At 68.5% G+C, this 21128-nt stretch carries 24 protein-coding genes; 11 read left to right on the top strand and 13 right to left on the bottom strand.

The annotated features are described in order from the left end of the window. Positions 1–71: 71 nt before the first annotated feature. The 4 genes from ACFDTH_RS01160 to serS all read right to left on the bottom strand — a co-directional run bounded on the left by ACFDTH_RS01160 (position 72) and on the right by serS (position 3845). Positions 72–452, bottom strand: a complete 381-nt coding sequence (locus ACFDTH_RS01160) for a hypothetical protein (protein ID WP_375285662.1) — start codon at positions 450–452, stop codon at positions 72–74. Between the two features lie 390 nt (positions 453–842). Next, positions 843–1031: a hypothetical protein gene (locus ACFDTH_RS01155; protein WP_375285661.1), complete on the bottom strand. Its 189-nt coding sequence runs from the start codon at positions 1029–1031 to the stop codon at positions 843–845. A 379-nt stretch (positions 1032–1410) separates the two neighbouring features. Continuing rightward, entirely contained in the window at positions 1411–2496 is a 1086-nt protein-coding gene (locus ACFDTH_RS01150; protein WP_375285699.1) for a peptidoglycan DD-metalloendopeptidase family protein, read from the bottom strand. A 71-nt stretch (positions 2497–2567) separates the two neighbouring features. Next, positions 2568–3845 carry a serine--tRNA ligase gene (gene serS / locus ACFDTH_RS01145; protein WP_375285660.1) on the bottom strand — a complete coding sequence of 426 codons (1278 nt, stop codon included), beginning with the start codon at positions 3843–3845 and terminating at the stop codon, positions 2568–2570. A 71-nt stretch (positions 3846–3916) separates the two neighbouring features. Between serS and ACFDTH_RS01140 the strand changes: the two genes are divergently transcribed. Further along, positions 3917–4426 (top strand): host attachment family protein, encoded by a 510-nt coding sequence (locus tag ACFDTH_RS01140; RefSeq protein WP_375285659.1) that lies wholly within the window; start codon positions 3917–3919, stop codon positions 4424–4426. 32 nt (positions 4427–4458) lie between these two features. Here ACFDTH_RS01140 and ACFDTH_RS01135 read toward each other — a convergent pair whose 3' ends face one another. Next, complete coding sequence (locus ACFDTH_RS01135; RefSeq protein ID WP_375285658.1) at positions 4459–4677, bottom strand: hypothetical protein; 219 nt, start codon at positions 4675–4677, stop codon at positions 4459–4461. Between the two features lies 1 nt (position 4678). Here ACFDTH_RS01135 and ACFDTH_RS01130 point away from each other — a divergent pair, with 1 nt between their 5' ends. The 3 genes from ACFDTH_RS01130 to ACFDTH_RS01120 all read left to right on the top strand — a co-directional run bounded on the left by ACFDTH_RS01130 (position 4679) and on the right by ACFDTH_RS01120 (position 6477). Beyond that, entirely contained in the window at positions 4679–5158 is a 480-nt protein-coding gene (locus ACFDTH_RS01130; RefSeq protein ID WP_375285657.1) for a hypothetical protein, read from the top strand. A 524-nt stretch (positions 5159–5682) separates the two neighbouring features. Further along, the gene (dksA, locus tag ACFDTH_RS01125; protein ID WP_375285698.1) at positions 5683–6048 is read left to right on the top strand and encodes an RNA polymerase-binding protein DksA; all 366 of its coding nucleotides are present in this window, start codon (positions 5683–5685) and stop codon (positions 6046–6048) included. A 72-nt stretch (positions 6049–6120) separates the two neighbouring features. After that, complete coding sequence (locus ACFDTH_RS01120; protein WP_375285656.1) at positions 6121–6477, top strand: PilZ domain-containing protein; 357 nt, start codon at positions 6121–6123, stop codon at positions 6475–6477. A gap of 47 nt (positions 6478–6524) precedes the next feature. Here the strand turns inward: ACFDTH_RS01120 and ACFDTH_RS01115 are convergent, their stop codons facing one another. Next, entirely contained in the window at positions 6525–6683 is a 159-nt protein-coding gene (locus ACFDTH_RS01115) for a YdcH family protein (RefSeq protein ID WP_375285655.1), read from the bottom strand. 165 nt (positions 6684–6848) lie between these two features. Between ACFDTH_RS01115 and ACFDTH_RS01110 the strand changes: the two genes are divergently transcribed. Then, entirely contained in the window at positions 6849–7043 is a 195-nt protein-coding gene (locus ACFDTH_RS01110; protein ID WP_375285654.1) for a YdcH family protein, read from the top strand. Between the two features lie 72 nt (positions 7044–7115). Continuing rightward, positions 7116–7577 (top strand): DUF1465 family protein, encoded by a 462-nt coding sequence (locus ACFDTH_RS01105; protein WP_375285653.1) that lies wholly within the window; start codon positions 7116–7118, stop codon positions 7575–7577. A gap of 183 nt (positions 7578–7760) precedes the next feature. Here ACFDTH_RS01105 and ACFDTH_RS01100 read toward each other — a convergent pair whose 3' ends face one another. Next, complete coding sequence (locus tag ACFDTH_RS01100; protein ID WP_375285652.1) at positions 7761–8723, bottom strand: NAD(P)H-dependent flavin oxidoreductase; 963 nt, start codon at positions 8721–8723, stop codon at positions 7761–7763. A gap of 18 nt (positions 8724–8741) precedes the next feature. Continuing rightward, the gene (locus ACFDTH_RS01095) at positions 8742–9266 is read right to left on the bottom strand and encodes a gamma carbonic anhydrase family protein (RefSeq protein WP_375285651.1); all 525 of its coding nucleotides are present in this window, start codon (positions 9264–9266) and stop codon (positions 8742–8744) included. Positions 9267–9353: 87 nt separating this feature from the next. On the opposite strand from ACFDTH_RS01095, the gene ACFDTH_RS01090 reads away from it, so the two are divergent. The 4 genes from ACFDTH_RS01090 to ACFDTH_RS01075 all read left to right on the top strand — a co-directional run bounded on the left by ACFDTH_RS01090 (position 9354) and on the right by ACFDTH_RS01075 (position 14511). Continuing rightward, entirely contained in the window at positions 9354–10493 is a 1140-nt protein-coding gene (locus ACFDTH_RS01090) for a glycosyltransferase (protein ID WP_375285650.1), read from the top strand. Further along, on the top strand, positions 10490–11176 hold the full coding sequence (locus ACFDTH_RS01085; protein ID WP_375285649.1) for a hypothetical protein: 687 nt from the start codon (positions 10490–10492) through the stop codon (positions 11174–11176). The genes ACFDTH_RS01090 and ACFDTH_RS01085 overlap by 4 nt, the downstream gene beginning before the upstream one ends. A gap of 69 nt (positions 11177–11245) precedes the next feature. Continuing rightward, entirely contained in the window at positions 11246–12802 is a 1557-nt protein-coding gene (locus ACFDTH_RS01080; protein ID WP_375285648.1) for a M10 family metallopeptidase C-terminal domain-containing protein, read from the top strand. Between the two features lie 71 nt (positions 12803–12873). After that, positions 12874–14511 (top strand): inorganic phosphate transporter, encoded by a 1638-nt coding sequence (locus ACFDTH_RS01075; protein ID WP_375285647.1) that lies wholly within the window; start codon positions 12874–12876, stop codon positions 14509–14511. A 116-nt stretch (positions 14512–14627) separates the two neighbouring features. Here ACFDTH_RS01075 and ACFDTH_RS01070 read toward each other — a convergent pair whose 3' ends face one another. Together ACFDTH_RS01070 and rnd are read right to left on the bottom strand one after the other, a co-directional pair. After that, positions 14628–14915, bottom strand: a complete 288-nt coding sequence (locus ACFDTH_RS01070; RefSeq protein ID WP_375285646.1) for an I78 family peptidase inhibitor — start codon at positions 14913–14915, stop codon at positions 14628–14630. Next, a complete protein-coding gene (rnd, locus tag ACFDTH_RS01065) occupies positions 14912–16105 on the bottom strand; it encodes a ribonuclease D (protein WP_375285697.1) in 1194 nt (397 codons plus the stop codon). The genes ACFDTH_RS01070 and rnd overlap by 4 nt, the downstream gene beginning before the upstream one ends. A gap of 173 nt (positions 16106–16278) precedes the next feature. On the opposite strand from rnd, the gene aspS reads away from it, so the two are divergent. After that, positions 16279–18096, top strand: a complete 1818-nt coding sequence (gene aspS, locus ACFDTH_RS01060; protein WP_375285645.1) for an aspartate--tRNA ligase — start codon at positions 16279–16281, stop codon at positions 18094–18096. 18 nt (positions 18097–18114) lie between these two features. Here aspS and ACFDTH_RS01055 read toward each other — a convergent pair whose 3' ends face one another. The 3 genes from ACFDTH_RS01055 to ACFDTH_RS01045 are packed head-to-tail and all read right to left on the bottom strand — an operon-like array spanning position 18115 to position 21126. After that, the gene (locus tag ACFDTH_RS01055) at positions 18115–18513 is read right to left on the bottom strand and encodes a type II toxin-antitoxin system VapC family toxin (RefSeq protein ID WP_375285696.1); all 399 of its coding nucleotides are present in this window, start codon (positions 18511–18513) and stop codon (positions 18115–18117) included. 2 nt (positions 18514–18515) lie between these two features. After that, positions 18516–18776, bottom strand: coding sequence for a type II toxin-antitoxin system Phd/YefM family antitoxin (locus ACFDTH_RS01050; protein WP_375285644.1), 261 nt, complete (start codon positions 18774–18776; stop codon positions 18516–18518). A gap of 49 nt (positions 18777–18825) precedes the next feature. Then, the gene (locus ACFDTH_RS01045) at positions 18826–21126 is read right to left on the bottom strand and encodes an ATP-dependent helicase (protein ID WP_375285643.1); all 2301 of its coding nucleotides are present in this window, start codon (positions 21124–21126) and stop codon (positions 18826–18828) included. Between the last annotated feature and the right edge of the window lie 2 nt (positions 21127–21128).

The following is a 21128-nucleotide window of genomic DNA, read 5'->3' as shown; positions in this document are numbered from 1 at the left end:
AAATCATGTGTGGAGACTATCACGAGGGCAGCCCTGTAGGACAGCGGTACGCAATGGCCGCCGCGGGTCCGTCAGCGATCGGCCGAACCGACCGCGCGCTGCATCGCCCCGACGAACGCGCCCGCGGCATCGCCAACCAGCAGGCGCGCGGCGCCGAGCGCAGGGGCGAGAAGGTCGCTACGGACGAGGCGCCACAGGCCGAGTACCACCGCCTCGGTTTCCTCGACGGTGGAATGGCAGGGGCGCTGGAAGACCAAGGTGTCGGTCGAGTCGCGCTCCAGCACGCGCATCGCGGCATCAAAGGCGCTGCCGCCGTCGGCGAACCGCGGCGCCACTGCGGCGGCGGGCTCACTGGCGAGGGTCAGCGCATGGACCCAGGCGCGCATGGCGTCGAGCAGATGACGGTCATCGGTGGAGAGCGAGTCAACGGGGCGGTCGAGAAAATCGTACATTCGGGCACTCGACGTTTGCGAATGCTTCTCATTACGATGCCACGACACGGGAAGTCAAGGAGTTGCGAGCGGATCGCAGATAGGCTGATCTCGCCTCGACCTCCACTCGCTCTGAGCGAAGTCGAAGGGCCGAGGCAGCTTGCGATTAAATTAAACCGTTCGTGCTGAGCGAAGTCGAAGCACCCTCGCGGGAAATGGGGCTTGCCCTCCGACTTCGCTCAGGGCGAACGGTGGTGGTGGAGGTTGGCCAAAAGCCGCTCCAGGATCAGGCTTCGGAGCAGGTGTTTCGACTTCGCTCAGCACGAACGGTTGGCTGGAAGAGGGGATAAACGAAAACGCCGCCCGGGTCGGCGGACCCGGACGGCGTTATCGTCATGGTGCGTGTCGCGCTTAGGCGGCGAGCTGCGCCTCGAAGTGGCCGCACCAGTCGTTCGCCTCGACCTTCGGCCAGACGCCGGCGGTGTCGCCCGACGGCTGGCTGATCGGCGGGTTGTAGCGGCACAGGCCCAGCGAACCCTGCTCGCTGTCGAAGAACTTGCACTTGGCGCAGGCGGCGGCACCGGCGGTGGTGAGGGTCATGGTCGGTCTCCTTCGGTTCGATCTCGGCGGCGGGACAAGCATCCCGTCTGTGTGACGAAAATGTAGATACCGGAGAGATGTTCCACTTGACAATAGAAAAACGACTGTTGCGAGACGTTCTTAGGCTGCGTGAGAATGACTATCATGATGGTTGCGCAAGTTGAATGAGCAGACCGGCAAGTTGTCGCCAGTGTTCATAGTGAGAGTAGTTCGCAACGTGATTGATAGTCGTTCGCAAGTTTGGCGACGCGGCGTTCCACTACCGTCATCCCCGCGCAAGTGGGGACCCATCTCCTGCGCTCCGCCCGACTAACGACGGATGCGTGTGTTCGACCGATAGGAGATTGGTCCCCGCTTGCGCGGGGATGACGAGTCGACGTCAGCGCCTGGGCAGTTCGCCCAGCGGATCGACCGGAGTCCTTCCGCGGCGGAGCTCGAAATGCAGCTGCGGGCGGTCGGAGAAGCCGGTGTCCCCTGAAAGCGCGATCACCTGCCCGCGCTTCACCGCCTGGCCGCGCTGAACCTTGAGGCTGGAGGCATGGCCGTAGATGCTGGTCCAGGTGCCGCCATGCTTGACGATCACCAGTCCGCCCAGCGCCGCGATGCTGTCGCCGACATACGCGACGGTACCGTCGGCGGCGGCGCGGATCGGCGTGTCGACGGGCGCGGCGATCTCGATCCCGTCGGATCGCTCGCCGGTGCGGCCGCGGCCAAAGCGGGTCACCACCTTGCCGTCGATCGGCCAGACGAACCGGCCGGGCGCCGCCGCGGGCGGGGCGACCGCGGCGGTCGCGGGCAGGACACGCTTCGAGGAGGCGACGGGCCGCGCCGGTGCCTTGTTGGCGGCGAGTGCGGGCTCGCCGCCGGTGAGGATGTCGTCAATGTTCAGGCTGAACGCGGCGGCACGCTCGGCCGCGGAGCGCGGGCGGTCGGCGCCGGGGATCAGCACGCGCATGCCGGTGCGCAGGATGTACGGCTCGGCCAGATCGTTGGCGGCGACGATGCCCGACCATTTGACGCCATAGGCGCGCGCGATGGCGATGCCGGTCTCGCCGGCGCGGACGAGATGATAGCGGCCGCCGGGAATGCGCAGCCGCTGCCCGGCGCGGATGGTGAACGGCGGCGCCAGATCGTTCGCCCGCGCGATCGCCTCCGATCCTGCACCGAGCCGGTTGGCGATCGAGCGCAGCGAATCGCCGGGGCGGACGGTGTAGCTCTGGTCGGGGATCTCGGCCGCATCGGCGCGGACCCGGCGCGCCTCCCAGGCGGGGCGGGGGGCGGGAAGCTGCTCGACCTTGTCGCCGCCGCGCGGCGCATCGGGGCGCGGCTCGGGCGGGGCCGGCCGGGCGACGGTGGGTTCGGTATAGGTGCCGGCCGAGCTTCCCGGCGCGGGGCCGCGGCCGGCGGGGATGCAGCCGGCGAGCGCGAGCAGGACGAGCGGAGTAACCTTGGCAACGCGGATCATGGCCATCTTGTACCCCCGCGAAGGCGGGGGTCCAGTCTGGGCTCCCGCCCTCGCGGGAGCACATGCGTGGTTTAGCGCGGCGTCAGCACCTCCAGCCCGCCCAGATAGGGCCGCAGCGCCTCGGGCACGACAACGCTGCCGTCCTCGCGCTGATAGTTCTCCAGCACCGCCACCAGGGTCCGTCCGACCGCGAGGCCCGAGCCATTGAGCGTATGGACGAACCTAGTCGCCTTCTCCCCCTCCGGGCGATAGCGCGCGTTCATCCGCCGCGCCTGGAAGTCGGTGCAGGTGGAGCAGCTGCTGATCTCGCGAAAGCGCCCCTGGCCGGGCAGCCATACCTCCAGGTCATAGGTGCGCGCCGCGGTGAAGCCCATGTCGCCGGTGCACAGTTTCATGCGGCGATAGGCGAGGCCAAGCGCGTCGAGCGTGGCCTCGGCCGCCTGGGTCATCCGCTCATGCTCCTCCTCCGACGCATCGGTGGTGACGATCGAGACCATCTCCACCTTGTCGAACTGGTGCTGGCGGATGTAGCCGCGCGTGTCCCGCCCCGCCGCGCCCGCTTCCGAGCGGAAGCAGGGGGTGAGCGCGGCGAAGCGCAGCGGCAGCTCGGCCTCGGCGAGGATTTTCTCGCGGACGATGTTGGTCAGCGACACCTCGGCGGTGGGGATCAGCCAGCGGCCGTCGGTGGTGCGGAACAGGTCCTCGGCGAACTTGGGCAGCTGCCCGGTGCCGTACACCGCCTCGTCGCGGACCAGCAGCGGCGGGGCGACCTCCTCATAGCCGTGGAGCATGGTCAGCCGGTCGAGCATGAACTGGCCGAGTGCGCGGGCGAGGCGGGCGGCGGGGCCGCGCAGCAGGGTGAAGCGCGCGCCGGCGATGGCGACGCCGGTGTCGAAGTCGAGGCCGAGCGCGGGGCCGATCGCGTCATGTTCGCGAGCCGGGAAAGCGAGGTCGGGGCGGGTGCCGCGTTCGTGGACGAGCTGGTTGTCCTCCTCGTCGGCGCCCTGCGGCACGTCCGCGGCGGGGATGTTGGGCAGAGCGGCGAGCTGCGCCTCCAGATCGGCGCCGAGCCGCGCTTCCTCCGCCTCCAGCTCGGGCAGGCGCGCCTTGAGGTCGGCGACCTCGGCCATCAGCGCCTGCGCGGTCGCCTCGTCCTTCTTGGCCTTGGCGGCGCCGATCGCCTTGGAGGCCTCGTTGCGGCGCGCCTGGCCGGCCTGCACCTCGGTGAGCACCTCGCGGCGGCGCGCGTCGAGGGCGATCAGGTCGGCGCTCGACGCCTGCGCACCCCGCTTCTGCATCGCGGCATCGAAGGCGGCGGGATCGTCCCGGATCAGGCGGATGTCATGCATGGCGCGGCGCCTATGGCAACCGCCCCGTGCCCGCAAGCGTTGGCCGTGCAACCATGAAAAGGAGATCAGCCATGGAGCTTGCGCATAAATCGGTCGTGCTGGTGGCGGACGGTCGCAAGATGCTGTTCCTGCGCAACGAGGGCGATGCCACCTATCCGAACCTGGTGGTCGAGACCGCCGAGGAGCGGGTGAACCCCGCCGACCGCGACCAGAAGACCGACGCGGCGGGCGCGGCCTCCTCCACCCAGTCTGGCGCGGGCGCGCCGCCGGTCGCGCAGGGCGGGTCCAACCATGCGGCGGGCGGCGGCGCGCAATTCGCGCCTTCCCGCGGGACTTTGGGCGAGACCGACTTCCACCAGCTCGAGGAGGACCGCTTCGCCGCCGAGGCCGCGGACCTGCTCAAGCGGCGCGCGCTGCGGCAGGATTATGAATCCCTGGTGGTGGTGGCGCCGCCCAAGACTTTGGGTGAGCTGCGCAAGCACTATCATGTCGAAGTGAGCAACCGGCTGACCGGCGAGCTCGACAAGGACCTGACCGGGCACACCATCCCGGACATCGAACAGGCGCTGTTGAAGGCTTGAGGAAATCCTCCCCCGTGCGGGGGAGGACTGGTTCAGGCCTTGTTCGCCAGTCGCTTGCGCGCGACCAATGCCGCGGCGGCGGCGCCGAACAGGATCACCATCGGCGGCGCGGGGACGGGCGACGGATTGCCGCTGCTGCCGCCCGGTTTGCCCGGCTTGCCGCCCGAGCTCCAGCCACCGTTCGAGCTCCAGCCCTTCGAGCTGGACCCGTAGGACGAGCTCGAGGTCGACGAGGAGGTCGAAGTCGACACGTTGCCGCTCGACGACGAGCTGGTCGAGGTGGAGACGTTGCCGCTCGACGAGGAGGTGCTGCTGACGTTGCCGCTCGACGACGAGGTGGAGGAGCCGCCGGTCGAGGAGGAGGTCGACGATCCGCCCGACGAGGTCGAGGTGGAGCCGCCGCTGCTGCTCGATGTCGACGAGATGACGATGTTGCCGCCGCCCCCGCCGCCATTGCCGCCGCCGAAGAAGCCGCCTCCGAAGAAGCCGCCCCCACCACCGCCGAAGCCGCCGCCGATCACCGCCGGCGCGATCGCCGCAGGGCCGCCGCCGAACGCCGGCGCGGGCGCCGCTGCCGGCATCGGCACCGGCACCGGGGCGGGCGTGCTCGCCACGGTCACCGTCGCTGGCGCGCAGGTGGTGGTGGTGCGCGTCACGATGCGGCGCACCTTGGTGGCCTTCGCGGCGACGCGGGTGCGTTTCACGACACGCTTCTTCGCCACCTTGCTGTAGGCGGTGCGGGGCTTCTGGCTTTCGGCCACATGGACCGCGCCTCCGCCGATCAGCGCGCCACCGCAAGTGCAGGCACAAAGTTTAGCCAAAGCCATCCGAACGGACATAGTTCTTCTCCAATGCCGGCTGCTGCTTCTTGTGGTCGCGGCAGGGTGATGCGGTCCGGCGCTGCTAGACCCAAAGGGCAAAGGCGAACGTTCATCGCAACGACGTTAACCATGATTCGCGTGTCGATTTCGGGACGGGGACGCTGATCGGCGACGGGACGGCGGTTAACGTGCCACGCTGGGACAGAAACAGCGCGGTGCCCGGTCCGTTTGCGTCCCGTTACGGCGACGGTTTGTCCGCTTGTAGGGCGGGCGGCGGCGCACTATAGGCGCGGCCCAAGGGGCGCAGCGGCCTTTCAGTCGGCTGCGGGCGGGAGAGTGACGGTGGCGACACGCGCGGATCGATTCGACTCTGAACTGGGGCCTGTCGCGGCAAACGATGCCGGCGACTATCGACCGCATGCGGACGAGCCGTTCATGAACCCGCGGCAGCAGGCCTATTTTCGCGCAAAGCTGAATGCCTGGAAGGACGCGATCAAGCGCGAGTCCCAGGGCACGCTTTCGCAGCTCCAGCTCGATCCGCTGCGTGAAGCGGACCTTACCGACCGGGCGGCCAGCGAGACCGACTGGGGGATCGAGCTTCGCACGCGCGACCGGCAGCGCAAGCTGATCAGCAAGATCGATGCGGCGCTGCGCCGGATCGACGAGGGCGAATACGGCTATTGCGAGGTCACTGGCGAGCCGATCAGCCTTGGCCGACTGGAAGCGCGCCCGATCGCGACCATGACGCTGGAGGCGCAGGAGCGCCACGAGCGCCAGGAGAAGATCACGCGCGAGGACTGATCGCTTGCCGCGCCGTTAGCTCTTTGGCAAGGCGCCCGGCCTTAGCGTCCAGGGGCTGATCAGGTGAGCGCGATGAATCACGACGACCGCAGGGCAGCCGCCGCCGCCGATCCCTCGGCCGCGAAGCGCGACAGCCTGTTCCTCAACGCCAACCTTCGGCGCGTCGGCGATTCGCGCATCCTCGCTGTGCGGGTGCGCAACATCTCGGCGGGGGGGCTGATGGCGGAGGTGGCAGAGCCGCTTGGCTCGGACGATGCGGTGGAGGTGGAGGTGCGCGGGATCGGCTGGATCCGCGGCCGCGTGGCCTGGCATACCGAGGGGCGCACGGGCATCGCCTTCGACAATCCAATCGATCCGCAGCGCGCGCGCAAGCCGGTGAGCGGCGGCGGCGCGGAACCTCGCGGGCCCCTGTCGGTCAGTCTGCGCTGAGCCGGTGAACCGGGCGGCGCGATGCCGCCCGATCCCGAAGGGTCGTCTCAGGAGGCCTGGGCGATCTCCTCCTTGATCCTGAGTTTTTGTTTCTTGAGGTCGTGAATCCTGATCGCGTCCGGCATGGGGCGGTGAACCTCGTCGGCGATGCGCTGGTCGAGCGTCGCGTGCTTGGCTTCCAATGCCGTGAGATGCGCGGTCTGCATGGATCAAACCTCCTCTTGGGTTGGTGGGACTCTGGAATAGAACACACAAGCGACCCGGTGTCGCCCGTGATTTCTTCCGATTCGACCGGCATCGCGCACGGCCCGGCGACGGTGGCGGGTCGCAAGCGGCGATCGCTCTGCTACAGGGTGGTCAAGGGGAAGAGCATGAACGACGCCATGGCTGCCGCGCGCCTCCAGACGCTGCGGATCGAGCATCGCGATCTCGATGCCGCGATCGCCTCGCTGGTGGCGCAGGGGGGCGACCAGCTCCAACTCGCTCGGCTCAAGAAGCGCAAGCTGCGCCTGCGCGACGAGATCGCGGCGCTGGAGGATTCGCTGATCCCCGACATCATCGCCTGACGGCCCGGATTGGGACGCGCCAGACGACGCCCCACGCTTGGCGTGCCGCGCCTTTTCCGCCACGTTGCGCCCATGTCCCGCTCGCGCGCCGAAGCCCGCCTCCATCACCGCCTGACCGACTCGCTCTACATGGAGGCGATGCTGCTGGCGGACGAGGCGCGCAGCTATTTCGACGAGGCGGGCAAGGGCGATCGCGAAGGTCTGTCACCGCTCGACCGGGTGGCGTTCAGCTGCGAATCGCTCAAGGTGACGACCCGGCTGATGCACATCATCGCGTGGCTCCTCACCCAGCGCGCGGTGGAGACCGGCGAACTGACGCCCCGCGAGGCGCTCGATCCCTCGCGTCGCCTGGGCACCGCGCCGGTGACCGACAAAGCGCTGCTCACCCAATTGCCGCCCTCGGCGGCCGGACTGATCGCGGCGAGCATCGACCTGCACCGCCGGGTGGCGCGGCTGGATGATGCGCAGGACGCGGCATTGCCGGTGGCCAGCCCGGCCCGATCGATCCAGAGCCGGCTGGCGATGAGTTTCTGAGGGCGGAAGGCCGATCATTCCTCCCCCGGAGGGGGAGAGGGACCGCCGAAGGCGGTGGAGGGGTAGGTTCCCACAGGCCATCGGTCACTTGCGGCACGCTACCCCTCCGTCAGCGCCTTGCGCTGCCACCTCCCCTTCCAGGGGAGGATCGGGGTGACGGTGTTCGACTATTCTTCTCCGCCCCTAACTCGCCAACCCCACCCGCGCCTTCGCCGCCGCATATTGCGCTGCCATCCGCTCGACTCGCTCGGCCACCGGCTCCACCTGCCCGACCGCGCCGATTCCCTGGCCCGAGCCCCAGATGTCGCGCCAAGCCTTGGCCTTGGGCGCATTGCCCTGGCCGAAGTCCATGGTCTTGTAGTCGCCTTCGGGCAGGTTGTCGGGATCCAGCCCCGCTGCCTCGATCGACTGGCGCAGGTAGTTGCCGTGCACGCCGGTGAACAGGTTCGAATAGACGATGTCCGCGGCACGGCCCGCGACAATGCCGCCTTTGTAGCCCTCGTCGGCATTCGCCTCGGTGGTGGCGATGAAGGGCGAGCCGATATAGGCGAGGTCGGCGCCCATCGCCTGCGCCGCAAGTACCGCGTCGCCGGTGGCGATGCAGCCCGAAAGGGCGAGCGGCCCGTCGAACCATTGGCGGATCTCCTGCACGATCGCGAAGGGGGAGAGCCGGCCGGCATGGCCGCCGGCACCCGCCGCCACCGCGATCAGCCCGTCCGCGCCCTTTTCCACCGCCTTGCGCGCGAACCGGTCGTCGATCACGTCGTGCATCGTGATGCCGCCCCAGGCGTGCACCGCCTGGTTGAGCTCCTCGCGCGCGCCCAGCGAGGTGATGGTGATCGGCACCTGCCACTTCTCGCAGGTGGCCAGGTCCTGCTCCAGCCGGTCGTTGGACTTGTGGACGATCTGGTTAACCGCAAAGGGTGCTGCCGGCCGATCGGGGTGCGCGCGGTTGTGCGCCGCCAGTTCTTCGGTGATCCGGTGAAGCCATTCGTCGAGCAGCGCCTGCGGCCGCGCGTTGAGCGCCGGGAACGAGCCGACGATCCCCGCCTTGCACTGGGCGATCACAAGCTCCGGCCCCGAGATGATGAACAGCGGCGACCCGATAACGGGCAGGCGCAGGCGATCGAAGATGGCTGGCAGCATAACTTTGGTTATGTCCGCTCAGTCGATGCGTTTCAAGCCGGTCGCCGCGGCGTGCCCGTTCTCGACATAATGCGCGGCGGAGACCTTGAGCATCGCGCGCGCCTTGTCGTCCAGCGTCTTCACCGCGCGCGCCGGCGCGCCGACGATCAGGCTGCCGGGCTCGAACGTCTTGCCTTCGGTGACCAGCGCATTGGCGCCGACGATGCAATCCTCCGGGATCACGGCATTGTTGAGCACCGTCGCGCCCATGCCGATCAGCACCCGGTCACCGATCGTGCAGCCGTGCAGGATGGCATGGTGGCCGATCGTGCAATCCTCGCCGACGCTCAAGGGCGCGTGCGGATCGGAGTGGAGCATCGCGCCTTCCTGGATGTTGCTGCGCGCGCCGATCGGGATGGGCGTGTTGTCGCCGCGGATCACCGCGCCGAACCAGACGCTCACGTCCTCGCCCAGCACCACCTCGCCCACCACGTCGGCGTTCGGTGCGACCCAGGCGGAGGCGGCGATCTTCGGCCGTTTGCCCTTATATTCGTACAGTGGCATGCATCTCTCCTCGGTTCGTCGTGGTCGCACACGGCCTGCCGCAGGCGCAACGCCTCATGAACCTTTGCGGGCGTATTCGCCGCGGCGATGGAAACCCTTGCGCTCCTGCTGGTGGCGGTGCCGCTGTTCGCCTTCGTCGGTTACCCGGCGCTGGTGATCGCGGCGGCGGCGGTGGTCGGCCGTCGTTCGAGGGTCGCGGGCGGGTTCGACGGCCCGGTCGCGGTGGTGATCTGTGCGCACAACGAGGCGGGGCGGATCGGCGCCAAGCTGGACAGCGTGCGCGCCGCCGTGGACGCGGGCGGCGTGCTGGCGCGGATCATCGTCGCGGACGACGGATCGACCGACGACACCGCGGCAGAGGCGGAGCGACGCGCCGGCGTGGAGGTCATCCGCCTGCCGCGCGGGGGCAAGGCGGCGGCGCTCAATCGGGCGACCCCGCGCACCGCGGACGCGATCCTGGTGATGACCGACGCGGACCCGCTGTTCGACGCGGCAACGCTGCCGGCGTTGCTGGCGCCCTTCGCGGATCCCGATGTGGGCGCGGTGGCCGGCCGGGTGGAGACGCTGCGCGGCAAGGCGCGGCTCGCCGGGTTCGACCGGCTGTTCCGCCGCTACGAATCGGCGGTGCGCCAGGCGGAAAGCGACCTGTTCGGCAGCGTCTCCGCCGATGGTGGCCTGTACGCGATCCGCGCGCCGCTGATGCCGCTGGTGCCCGCCGACGTCACCGACGATTTCTACATCAGCACCGCGGCGGTCGCCGCCGGATATCGCATCGCCTACGCCGACGATGCGCGCGCCTTCGAGCACAGCATCTCCGGGGAGAAACGTAACTTCCGACGGCGCGTGCGGATCACGGTGCGCGGGCTGACCGCGCTCTGGTCGCGCCGCGCGTTGATGAACCCGGGGCGGACCGGCTGGTATGCGCCCGCGCTGCTGCTCCACAAGGTTGTCCGCCGGCTGGCGCCGCTGGCCTTGCCGCCTTTGTGGGTCGCGGCGGGCGTGCTGACCGCGCAGGGGCGGATCGGCTGGGCGGTGGTGTTCGCCGGGCTGAGCGCGCTCGCGCTGATCGGGCTGGTCGGTGCGCTGGCGCCGGGGCGGCTGCCGCGCTTCGTGTCGCCCGCGGTGGGTGTGGCATTGCACCTCGCCGGACTCGGCTGGGGCGCATTGCTGTTCCTGTTCGGTCGCCGCTACGCGCAATGGACGCCGCAGAAGGATGGCGCGGCATGATCCGCGAAGGCCTGATCTGCGGCGCGGCGGTGGTGATCAGCCTGTCCGCGCTCGATCGTGGCGGCCGCGGGCTGTCGATCTCCGAAGGGTTCGAGCGGGGCATCGCGCGCTCCTGGGTGCGGCAGGAGGTGGACGGCACGCTCGATACCGTGCCCGCGACCGGTCGCGACGGGCAAGCGCTACGGGCGCGCGCGGCGCCGCGGCGCGGGCGCGTCCCCAAGGCGGCGTTGATCGCCCGCACCGCGCCTATCGTGAGCGGGCAGCGGGTGCGGGTGGCGTTCGACCTGTTCGTACCCGCCGGCACCCCGATCAACTCGCTCCAGATCGTCGATCTCGAATGCGCGACCTGCGGGGAGGGCGGCAATCCTGGCATCCGCCTCTACCTGCGGCGCGGCCGGCTGCGCATCGACCGCTCGAAGATCGGCATCGCCCGCGCCTGGATGAACGATGCGGCGCCGGCTCTGTCGGCGGACCGCTGGCACCGGATCGGGCTGGACGTGCTGCTCGGCGCGCAGGGCCGCGCGCGGGTGACTCTGGACGGGCGCGAAGTGCTGGTGGGCGAGGGGGCGACACTGCTGCCGGGTGCCGACCATCTCGACCGCATCCAGATCGGCATCACCGCCAACTCGAACGCGGTTCCGGCGACGCTGCTGGTCGACAATATCGCGATTTCAACGCGCTGACGCGAAAATCCGCCTGACCGAGCCGCGTCTGCTGCTACGCTGCGCCGCGAATCGGCTGGAGGATCGGATATGAAGCTCGGATCGCGCGCGTCGGAACAGACTTTCTCGCTGGCGGATCATGCCGGCCTCTTTCGCCGCGACGCGGCGACCGCGGAACGCTCGGTCGCAGCCGCCACGCCGTCCAAGGCTGACGAGGTCTCCTACCTCAACGGCCTGAATCCCGACGGCACGATCACCAGCGACTCCTATTGGGGCGACAACGGCGAGGTGGCGTTCAAATACGGTCCCTCGACGGTGGGTGCGGGCGCGACGATCACCTACTACTTCGATCCGGCCTCGAACTTCACCGCGCAGGAAAAGGCCACCTATCTGCGCGCCTTCGCCACCTGGTCCTCGGTGGCCGACATCACCTTCGAAGCGGGCGGACGGCTGAGCGCCGACGTGCGGCTGGTCCGTGGCAGCGACGGCGGCGCCTATACCTCGTCCTTCAGCCTGCCGGGGCCGAGCGGGCTGGGCGTGCCGCTGGTCCAGGCGATGATCAGCATCGACACCTCGGTCGACGGGTTCGATCTCAGCGGCTCGCTGGACACGTTCGGCGGCTATGGCTTCTCGACGGTGGTGCACGAGATCGGCCACCTGATCGGCCTGGGCCATGGCGGCAATTACAATGGCAACGTCGATCCCGCGACGCAGCAGTACAGCGCCTTTGACGACCGGATGTACACGATCATGTCGTACATCTTCTGGGGGGCGGAGGACGCGCGCTACCTGGCCGAAAACCCCTATCAGGGCACCAACTGGGGCATCACCGATGACGGCATCCGGCGGCAGGCGCCGCATTCGCTGATGCAGCTCGACATCCTGGCGATCCAGCAGCTCTATGGTGTCGCCAAGGCCACGCCGTTCGATGGCGGCGAGGTCTATGGCTTCAACACCAATATCGAAGGGCCGCTGGCCGCACTGTTCGATTTTTCAAAGAACACCGATCCGGTGGTGACGCTCTACAATCAGGGTACCGGCAACACGCTGGATCTCACCGGCTATCGCATGGACCAGCGCGTCGACCTCACGCCGGGCGCGTTCTCGGACATCGGCGGGCACGTCAACAACGTCGCGATCGCGGGAGGCACGGTGATCGAGACCGTGCTGCTCGGGCGCGGCAATGACGTGGTGCAGACCAGCGACGTGGCGAGCATGGTACGGGGCGGGCGCGGCAACGACACGATCACCGGCGGGCGCGGTGGCGATGCGCTGTTCGGCGACGTCGGGGACGATTCGCTCACGGGCATGCGCGGGCGCGACACGCTGACCGGTGGTATCGGGGCGGACCTGTTCGTCTTTGAAACCGCGAAGGACAGCGGCAGCGGCCGCAAGCAGGCGGATGTGCTTGCCGACTTCGACCATGCCGAGGGCGATCGCATCGATCTGTCCGGGATCGGCAGGGCCGACGCGGACTTCGCCTTCATTGGTCGAAAGGCGTTCAGCGGCACGGCGGGCGAGGTGCGCTTCGGCGTCCCCGGCGATGACGCGCTGGTCCAGCTGGACCTGAACGGCGACGGCAAGGCGGATTTCATGCTTCGAATCGAGGATGTCACCGCGCTGACGGCGGCGGATTTCATCCTTTGAACCGCCGCGATGCGGCGGACAGAGTACGCATTGTCATAAAATAGTCATGGCCCGGCGCGAAGGCGCCGCCCATGGCGACCCTAGCTGCGGACCCGAGCGAGCCGACCGACCGGTCGGTTGCGCGTTCCTTCGATCGACCCGTCCACCCTTTCGCCCGGATCGCCTTTGCGGTGATCCTGCTGGGCGGCCTGGTCTATGCCGGCGCCAGCGTGCTGATCGACACCAGCCAGGTCGGCGAGCAGATGGCGATCGGCGTGTTCCTGTTCCTGGCGCTCGCGCTGGTTGTCGCGCTCGGCTTCGAGTTCGTGAACGGCTTCCACGACACCGCCAACGCGGTGGCGACGGTGATCTACACGCACGCCATGCCCGCGCATTTTGCGGTGGTCTGGTCGGGCTTCTTCAACTTCCTGGGCGTGCTGTTCTCCTCGGGCGCGGTGGCTTATTCGATTATCACCCTGCTACCGGTGGAGCTGATCCTCAACGTCGGCTCGGCGGGCGGGTTCGCGATGATCTTCGCGCTGCTGCTCGCGGCGGTGCTGTGGAACCTCGCCACCTGGTATGTCGGCCTGCCCAACAGCTCCAGCCACACGCTGATCGGGTCGGTGCTGGGCGTCGGCTTCGCCAACCAGCTGATCAACGCCGGCTCGCGCGGCGGCACTGCCGGTGTCGACTGGAGCCAGGCGTCCAAGATCCTGACCGGCCTGTGGATGGCGCCGCTGATCGGCTTCTTCGCCGCGCTGCTGCTGCTGTTCGTGATGCGCAAGGTGGTCCGCAACCCGAAGCTCTACAGGGAGCCCGAGGGCAGCGCCCCGCCGCCGACCGGTATCCGCGCGCTGCTGATCTTCACCTGCACCGCCGTCTCGTTCAGCCACGGTTCGAACGACGGGCAGAAGGGCATGGGCCTGATCATGCTGATTCTGATCGGCTGCGCCCCGACCGCTTATGCGCTCAACCGCACCCTGCCGGCGAGCGCGACGCCCGCGTTCGTGCAGAGCAGCCAGGCCGCGGGCGCGGTGCTGACCGGCAAGGGCGCCGCCGCGGTGCCGATCGACCAGGCACGCCCGGTGCTGGTGAAGGCCCTTCAGGAGCGCAAGGCGAATACACCCGAGGTGTACGGCGCGCTGGTCGCGGTCTCGCAGGACCTCACGCGCAATGTCGCGGCCTATGGCTCGCTCGGCAACGTGCCGGCGCAGGCCACGCCCAACATCCGCAACGACATGTACATGGTTCTCGACACGTCGAAACTGCTCACCAAGAAACCGGAGGGCACCTTCGACGCCGGCCAGGTCGCCACGCTCAAGGCCTATGAGACCCAGCTGGAATCGGGCACCCGGTTCATCCCGCTCTGGGTGAAGGTCTCGGTCGCGATCGCGCTGGGGCTGGGCACGATGATCGGCTGGAAGCGGATCGTCGTCACCGTCGGCGAGAAGATCGGCAAGCAGCACATGACCTATGGCATGGGCGCCTCGGCCGAGCTGGTCGCGGCGGGGACGATCCTGGCGGCGGACCGCTTCGGCCTGCCGGTCTCCACTACGCACATCCTGTCCTCGGGCGTGGCCGGCGCCTCGGTGGCGAGCGGGATGGGGCTCCAGAAGCGCACGCTGATGCAGCTCGCCGCGGCGTGGCTGCTCACCTTGCCGATCGCGATGGCGCTGGCGGGCGGGCTCTACTGGCTGCTGCTGACCGGCGTGCGGGCGTTCGGAGGGTAGGTTCGATCCTCCCGGCACGGGGAGGGGACCGCCACGAGCGCACCGCCCAGCCGAACCGCCCCTCCACCATCCGCTGCGCGGATGGTCCCCCTCCCCACTGCGTGGGGAGGATTGCGTCACCCGCAGGTGAAGCGCTTCACCTTCTTGTTCCCGGTCAGCACGACGTTGAGCCGATCGGGCCGGTAATCCATCGTCACCGCGCTGTCCGGCCCGACCCAGCGGATCGTGCGCGCGCCGGAGAGCTGGAGCGCTTCCGCCGCCGCGACCGCGCTGGCCGGTCGGCCGACCAGCACCTTAAGGCGCTTGACGTCGCACAAGGCGGGATCGGACGGGCGGGCAGGCCGCTTGCCGCCGCCGCAGCCGGCGAGCGCCAGCACCGCCGTCGCCAGGAGCAGCGTCCTCATTCCGCCGCCTCCGCGCCCGCCAGGTCGCCTGCACGCGTCATCTTGAGCCTCCCTTCCTGAACCGCGAAGCCAAGGCGCCCCTCGACCAGGTCGAGCGCGTCGCGGCCGAACTGGTCGAAGCGCCAGCCTTCGAGGATCGCGAGGCCGGCGCGCTGCCCCGCCGCCAGCAGCTCCAGCTCCTCGCCGCGGGCGAGCAGGCGCGGCGCCACATCGATGTCGCGCGCGCGGATCTTGAGCAGCAACTTGAGCAGGTCAGCGACCAAGGCGCCCTCGCGGCCGAGGCCCGGCTTGCGATCCTCACGCGGCGGCATCTCGTCGGCGGGCATCGGCTCGGCCGCCTCTATCACGCCCATCAGCCTCTTGCCGATGTCGTTGGACGCCCAGGTCGCCGAAAGCCCGCGGACCTTGGCGAGATCCGCCTGGCGGCGCGGCGGGTGGCCGGCGAGGTCGGCGATCGTCTCGTCCTTGACGATACGGCCGCGCGGCAGGTCCTTCGACCGCGCCTCCAGCTCGCGCCAGCGGGCGAGCGCCTTCAGCCGGCCGAGCACGTCCGCCTTGCGCCCGGCGATGCGGACACGCTTCCAGGCAAGATCGGGATCGTTGGCGTAGTTCGCCGGGTCGCCCAGCCGCTCCATCTCGATGTCCAGCCACGCGCCGCGCCCGGTCTTGCGCAGCCGCTCCAGCATCTTCGGGAAGATTTTCGACAGGTGCGTGACGTCGCCGATCGCATAATCCACCTGACGCTGGTCGAGCGGGCGGCGCGACCAGTCGGTGAAGCGCGCGCCCTTGTCGACCTGGATGCCCAGCCAGCTGTCGACCAGGTTCGAATAACCGATCTGCTCGCCCTGGCCGAGCGCCATCGCCGCCACCTGCGTGTCGAACAGCGGATGCGGCGTCTTGCCGGTCAGGTTGTAGATGATCTCCAGGTCCTGCCCGCCGGCATGGAAGACCTTGAGCACGTCCCCATTGTCCACCAACAGGTCCAGCAAAGGCTGGAGATCGAGGCCGGGCGCCATCGGGTCGATCGCCGCCGCCTCCTCGGTATCGGCGATCTGCACCAGGCACAGCTGCGGCCAATAGGTGCTTTCGCGCATGAACTCGGTGTCCACGCAGACGAAGGGGGCGTCGGAAAGGCGGGCGCAGAGATTGGCGAGCGTCGCGCTGTCGGTGATGAGCGGGTGAACGTGCATAAGGGAAGCGGCCATAGACCGGTGTGCGCGGGTTGACAAAGCGGAGACGGAGGGCGCCGCCAATCAAATCCCGTCACCCCGGGCTTGACCCGGGGTCCCGCTTTCTTCAGCGGCGCACCCAAGAACAGCGGGACCCCGGCTCAAGGCCGGGGTGACGAGAAGAGAGACCCACCATGCACGCCTATCGCACCCACACCTGCGCCGCGCTGACCGCGACGAACGTCGGCGAGACCGTCCGCCTGTCGGGCTGGGTCCATCGCAAGCGCGACCATGGCGGCGTGCTGTTCGTCGACCTGCGCGACCATTACGGCATCACCCAGATCGTCGCGGACAGCGATTCGCCCGCGCTGCCGGTGCTGGAGGGGCTGCGCGCCGAATCCGTGATCACGATCGACGGATTGGTGAAGGCGCGCTCGGAGGCGACGGTGAACGCCAACCTGCCGACCGGCCAGATCGAGGTGTTCGCGCGCGGCGTGACGATCCAGAGCCAGGCGCAGGAGCTGCCGATGCCGGTGGCGGGCGAGGCCGAATATCCGGAGGACATCCGCCTCCGCTACCGCTTCCTCGACCTCCGCCGCGAGAAATTGCACGCCAACATCATGCTCCGGTCCGGCGTAATCGCCAGCATCCGCAAGCGGATGGTGGACCAGGGCTTCACAGAGTTCCAGACGCCGATCCTGACCGCCTCCTCTCCCGAGGGCGCGCGCGACTATCTCGTCCCCTCGCGCGTGCATCCGGGCAAATTCTACGCGCTTCCGCAGGCGCCGCAGATGTTCAAGCAGCTGCTGATGGTCGCGGGCTTCGACCGCTATTTCCAGATCGCGCCCTGCTTCCGCGACGAGGACGCGCGCGCCGATCGCTCGCCTGGCGAGTTCTACCAGCTCGATTTCGAGATGAGCTACGTCACGCAAGACGATGTTTTCGCCGCGATCGAGCCGGTGCTCCACGGCGTGTTCGAGGAGTTCGCCGACTGGCAGGGGAAGGGCCGCACCGTCTCGGCGCTGCCGTTCAAGCGCATCCCGTATCGTGAATCGATGCTGAAGTACGGCAACGACAAGCCCGACCTGCGCAATCCGATCCTGATCTCGGATGTGTCCGAGCAGTTCGTCGGCAGCGGCTTCGGCCGCTTCGCCTCGATTGTCGAGGCCGGCGACGTGGTGCGCGCGATCCCGGCGCCGGGCACCGCCGACAAGTCGCGGAAGTTCTTCGACGACATGAACAGCTGGGCGCAGGGCGAGGGCTTCGCCGGCCTGGGCTATGCCACCCGCAAGGGCGGCGAATGGGGCGGGCCGATCGCCAAGAATCATGGCGAGGACAAGATGACCGCGATGGCCGACGCGCTCGGCCTCGGGCCGGACGACGGGCTGTTCTTCGCCGCCGGGAAGGAAGCGCAGGCCGCCAAGCTCGCCGGCCTCGCGCGCACCCGCGTCGCCGAGCAGCTGGGGCTGATCGACCAGAGCCGGTTCGAGTTCTGCTGGATCGTCGACTTCCCGATGTTCGAATATGACGAGGACAACAAGAAGGTCGACTTCAGCCATAATCCCTTCTCCATGCCGCAGGGCGAGATGGAGGCGCTGGAGAGCAAGGATCCGCTCGACATCCTCGCCTATCAATATGACATCGTCTGCAACGGCGTGGAGCTGTCGTCGGGCGCGATCCGCAACCATCGCCCCGAAATCATGTACAAGGCGTTCGAGATCGCCGGCTATTCGCAGGCCGACGTCGACACCAACTTTGCGGGCATGATCAACGCCTTCAAGTACGGCGCGCCCCCGCACGGCGGCTCGGCGCCGGGGATCGACCGCATCGTCATGCTGCTCGCCGACGAGCCCAATATCCGCGAGGTGATCGTCTTTCCGATGACGCAGAAGGCGGAGGATTTGATGATGGGTGCGCCCAGCTTCGTCTCGGCCCGGCAGCTCAAGGAACTCAACCTGCGCTCCACCGCCGAGCAGCCGAAGGACGTCGCCAAGGTGGTCGCGCCCGAATAAGGGCGCAACCCGGCGCGGTCAGTCTTCTGCGCCGTGATCGAACGCGCTCAGGATATCCGTCTGCGCAAAGTCGTTTCCGACGTAAAGCAATGGGCAGTCGAACTCGCGGGCAAGGGCGTAGGCGAAGCTGTTGCAGATGTTGAGCGTCGCTTTGCTGTGAAAGCCCTTGCCCCACCGCCGGTAAGCCTCCGCCGCCGATCGTGCGCGATCCTCCGTCGATGGGACGACGAACAGCCCAAGCTCGTCGAGCAGGCGCCTCATCTCGGGTTCGACGCCGCGGCCCATCGCGACAACGAGGCATTCGGACGTTGTCGGCGCCGCAATCAGGGCTTCACTCTCTGCCGCAAGCACTTCGGCGCAGCGTCCGGCTCGAGGCTCTCCCAGAGAAATCGCCATCAACGCCGAGGTGTCGACCACGATCAAGCCGGCAGGCCGTTCTCGTCATAAAGCCAGTCCGCGCTGCGGGCGGCATCGGGCCCGCCATCAGGGCCGCGACGTCGTGCTGCCTCGATCACCTCGTCTATAACGCGCAACCTGCGGACCCGGATCGATTCCATGTCGACGGGTACGAGGCGCACGGCGGGCTGACCGCGCCGCGTGAGGATCACCTCATCACCGCCTTCAGCACGCCGAACGAGATCGGTCAGGCGCGCCTTCGCCTCGGAAACGGACACCCGCATCACCAGCCTCCTGGTCCAAGCATATAGACCATCTCGCCGACATCGGCAATCACGCCAGGCTCACGAAGCTGTCCATCACCCGCTTGCGCCCCGCCTTCTCGAAGTCGATCTCCAGCTTGTTGCCCTCGATCTCGGCGATCGCGCCATAGCCGAACTTCTGGTGGAACACGCGCTGGCCGAGCGACAGGTCGGCGCGGCCCTTGTTGCCCAAACTGACCGAAGGCGCGCGGCTTTCCACCACGCGCACCGGCTCGCGCGTGAAGGTGCGCTGCTGCCACTCGCCGCCCGGCTTGCCGCCGAGCGTGCCCGCCGCCCGCTGCCAGCCCGGCCCGCGCCCGGTGCCGCGGCCGACGTCGGCGAACGGGTCCGCGCGTTCGGACCAGTTCGCGCGCCACAGGCTCTCGCCGCCGGTCATCGTCGTCTCGCTGTCGATATGCTCGCCGGGCAGTTCGGCGACGAAGCGCGAGGGGATGGATGAGGTCCACTGGCCGTAGATGCGCCGGTTGGCCGCATGCAGGATCACCGCCCGTCGCCGCGCCCGCGTGATCGCGACATAGGCGAGGCGCCGCTCCTCCTCCAGGCTGCGCGTGCCGCCCTCGTCCAGCGCGCGCTGGCTGGGGAACACGCCCTCCTCCCAGCCGGCGAGGAACACCGTGTCGAACTCCAGGCCCTTGGCGGCGTGAATGGTCATGATCGTCACCTTGGGGTCGTCGCGCGTCCCCTCATTGTCCATGACGAGGCTGACGTGCTCGAGGAACGCGCCGAGGCTCTCATATTCCTCCATCGCGCGGACCAGCTCGGTCAAATTCTCCAGCCGTCCCGCCGCCTCTGTCGATTTCTCCGCCTGGAGCATCGCGGTATAGCCGCTCTCGTCGAGCAGCTGGCGGGCGAGTTCGGCATGCGGCAGCTCGCTCGCCATCTGCCGCCAGCGTGCGATGTCGCCGACCAGGTTGCCGAGCGCGCGGCGTGCCTGCGGCGTCAGCTCGTCGGTGTCGAGGATGCGCGCCGCCGCGGTGGTGAGCGCCAGGCCGTTCGCGCGCGCCAGCTGGTGGATCCTGGCCACCGCCTTGTCGCCAAGACCGCGCTTGGGCACGTTGACGATCCGCTCGAAGGCGAGGTCGTCGGCGGGCTGGTTGACCACGCGCAGATAGGCGAGCGCGTCGCGGATCTCGGCGCGCTCGTAGAAGCGGAAGCCACCGACGATCTTGTAGGGCAGGCCGATCGCGATGAAGCGGTCCTCGAACTCGCGGGTCTGGTGCTGGGCGCGGACCAGGATGGCGACGTCGTCGAGCGACTTGCCGGATCGCTGGCACGCCTCGATCTCGTCGCCGACGCGGCGTGCCTCCTCCGGCCCGTCCCACACGCCGATCACGCGCACCTTCTCGCCCGCGTCCAGCTCGGTCCACAACTGCTTGCCGAGGCGACCACTGTTCTTGGCGATGACGCCGCCAGCGGCGCCCAGGATGTGCGGGGTGGAGCGGTAATTCTGCTCCAGCCGGATCACCTTGGCGCCGGGGAAGTCCTTCTCGAACTTGAGGATATTCTCCACCTGCGCGCCGCGCCAGGAATAGATCGACTGGTCGTCATCGCCCACGCAGCAGATGTTGCGGCGCTCCTGCGCCAGCAGCCGCAGCCAGAGGTATTGGACGCTGTTGGTGTCCTGATACTCGTCCACCATGATGTAGCGGAAGCGCTGCTGATACTGCTCCAGCACGCCGCGATCGGTCTTCAGGATCGTGAGAACATGCAGCAGCAAGTCACCGAAATCACAGGCGTTCACCGCCTTCAGCCGCGCCTGATACTGTTCGTACAGCTCGCCACCGCGGCCGTTGGCGTAGCGCTCGCTCTCGCCCGCATCGATCTCGCGCGGGGTCAGCCCCTTGTTCTTCCACTCGTCGATCAGCCCGGCCAGGCTGCGCGCGGGAAAGCGCTTCTCGTCGATGTCCGCGGCCAGGATCAGCTGCTTCAGCAGCCGCAACTGGTCGTCGGTGTCGAGGATGGTGAAGTTGGATTGAAGCCCGACCAGTTCAGCATGGCGGCGCAGCATCTTGGCGCCGATCGCGTGGAAGGTGCCCAGCCACGGCATGCCCTCCACCGCATCGCCGACCAGCCGGCCGACGCGCTCGCGCATCTCGCGCGCCGCTTTGTTGGTGAAGGTGACGCTCAGGATCTCGCTCGGCCACGCCTTGCGCGTGTAGAGCAGGTGCGCCAGCCGCGCGGTCAGCGCCGCGGTCTTGCCCGTGCCGGCGCCGGCGAGCACCAGCACCGGCCCGTCGGTGGTCAGCACCGCCTCGCGCTGCGGCGGGTTCAGGCCGGAAAGATAAAGCGGATCGGCAAGATCTGTGGTCACCC

It is taken from the genome of Sphingomonas sp. (assembly GCF_042096255.1).
In the GTDB taxonomy this organism is placed as follows: Bacteria; Pseudomonadota; Alphaproteobacteria; order Sphingomonadales; family Sphingomonadaceae; genus Sphingomonas.
Note: the sequence above shows the minus strand (reverse complement) of the source record. Positions and strands in the feature narration are given on the sequence as shown.

What these genes read in the sequence shown, in the direction of transcription:
- aspS (WP_375285645.1), top strand. Translation starts at nt 16,279, where the DNA reads ATGCACGCCTATCGCACCCACACCTGCGCCGCGCTGACCGCGACGAAC.
- ACFDTH_RS01105 (WP_375285653.1), top strand. Translation starts at nt 7,116, where the DNA reads ATGTCCCGCTCGCGCGCCGAAGCCCGCCTCCATCACCGCCTGACCGAC.
- ACFDTH_RS01150 (WP_375285699.1), bottom strand. Translation starts at nt 2,496, where the DNA reads ATGATCCGCGTTGCCAAGGTTACTCCGCTCGTCCTGCTCGCGCTCGCC.
- ACFDTH_RS01120 (WP_375285656.1), top strand. Translation starts at nt 6,121, where the DNA reads ATGAATCACGACGACCGCAGGGCAGCCGCCGCCGCCGATCCCTCGGCC.
- dksA (WP_375285698.1), top strand. Translation starts at nt 5,683, where the DNA reads ATGAACCCGCGGCAGCAGGCCTATTTTCGCGCAAAGCTGAATGCCTGG.
- ACFDTH_RS01110 (WP_375285654.1), top strand. Translation starts at nt 6,849, where the DNA reads ATGAACGACGCCATGGCTGCCGCGCGCCTCCAGACGCTGCGGATCGAG.
- ACFDTH_RS01095 (WP_375285651.1), bottom strand. Translation starts at nt 9,266, where the DNA reads ATGCCACTGTACGAATATAAGGGCAAACGGCCGAAGATCGCCGCCTCC.
- ACFDTH_RS01070 (WP_375285646.1), bottom strand. Translation starts at nt 14,915, where the DNA reads ATGAGGACGCTGCTCCTGGCGACGGCGGTGCTGGCGCTCGCCGGCTGC.
- ACFDTH_RS01085 (WP_375285649.1), top strand. Translation starts at nt 10,490, where the DNA reads ATGATCCGCGAAGGCCTGATCTGCGGCGCGGCGGTGGTGATCAGCCTG.
- ACFDTH_RS01090 (WP_375285650.1), top strand. Translation starts at nt 9,354, where the DNA reads ATGGAAACCCTTGCGCTCCTGCTGGTGGCGGTGCCGCTGTTCGCCTTC.
- ACFDTH_RS01160 (WP_375285662.1), bottom strand. Translation starts at nt 452, where the DNA reads ATGTACGATTTTCTCGACCGCCCCGTTGACTCGCTCTCCACCGATGAC.
- serS (WP_375285660.1), bottom strand. Translation starts at nt 3,845, where the DNA reads ATGCATGACATCCGCCTGATCCGGGACGATCCCGCCGCCTTCGATGCC.
- ACFDTH_RS01080 (WP_375285648.1), top strand. Translation starts at nt 11,246, where the DNA reads ATGAAGCTCGGATCGCGCGCGTCGGAACAGACTTTCTCGCTGGCGGAT.
- ACFDTH_RS01155 (WP_375285661.1), bottom strand. Translation starts at nt 1,031, where the DNA reads ATGACCCTCACCACCGCCGGTGCCGCCGCCTGCGCCAAGTGCAAGTTC.
- ACFDTH_RS01075 (WP_375285647.1), top strand. Translation starts at nt 12,874, where the DNA reads ATGGCGACCCTAGCTGCGGACCCGAGCGAGCCGACCGACCGGTCGGTT.
- ACFDTH_RS01140 (WP_375285659.1), top strand. Translation starts at nt 3,917, where the DNA reads ATGGAGCTTGCGCATAAATCGGTCGTGCTGGTGGCGGACGGTCGCAAG.
- ACFDTH_RS01115 (WP_375285655.1), bottom strand. Translation starts at nt 6,683, where the DNA reads ATGCAGACCGCGCATCTCACGGCATTGGAAGCCAAGCACGCGACGCTC.
- ACFDTH_RS01100 (WP_375285652.1), bottom strand. Translation starts at nt 8,723, where the DNA reads ATGCTGCCAGCCATCTTCGATCGCCTGCGCCTGCCCGTTATCGGGTCG.
- rnd (WP_375285697.1), bottom strand. Translation starts at nt 16,105, where the DNA reads ATGCACGTTCACCCGCTCATCACCGACAGCGCGACGCTCGCCAATCTC.
- ACFDTH_RS01050 (WP_375285644.1), bottom strand. Translation starts at nt 18,776, where the DNA reads ATGCGGGTGTCCGTTTCCGAGGCGAAGGCGCGCCTGACCGATCTCGTT.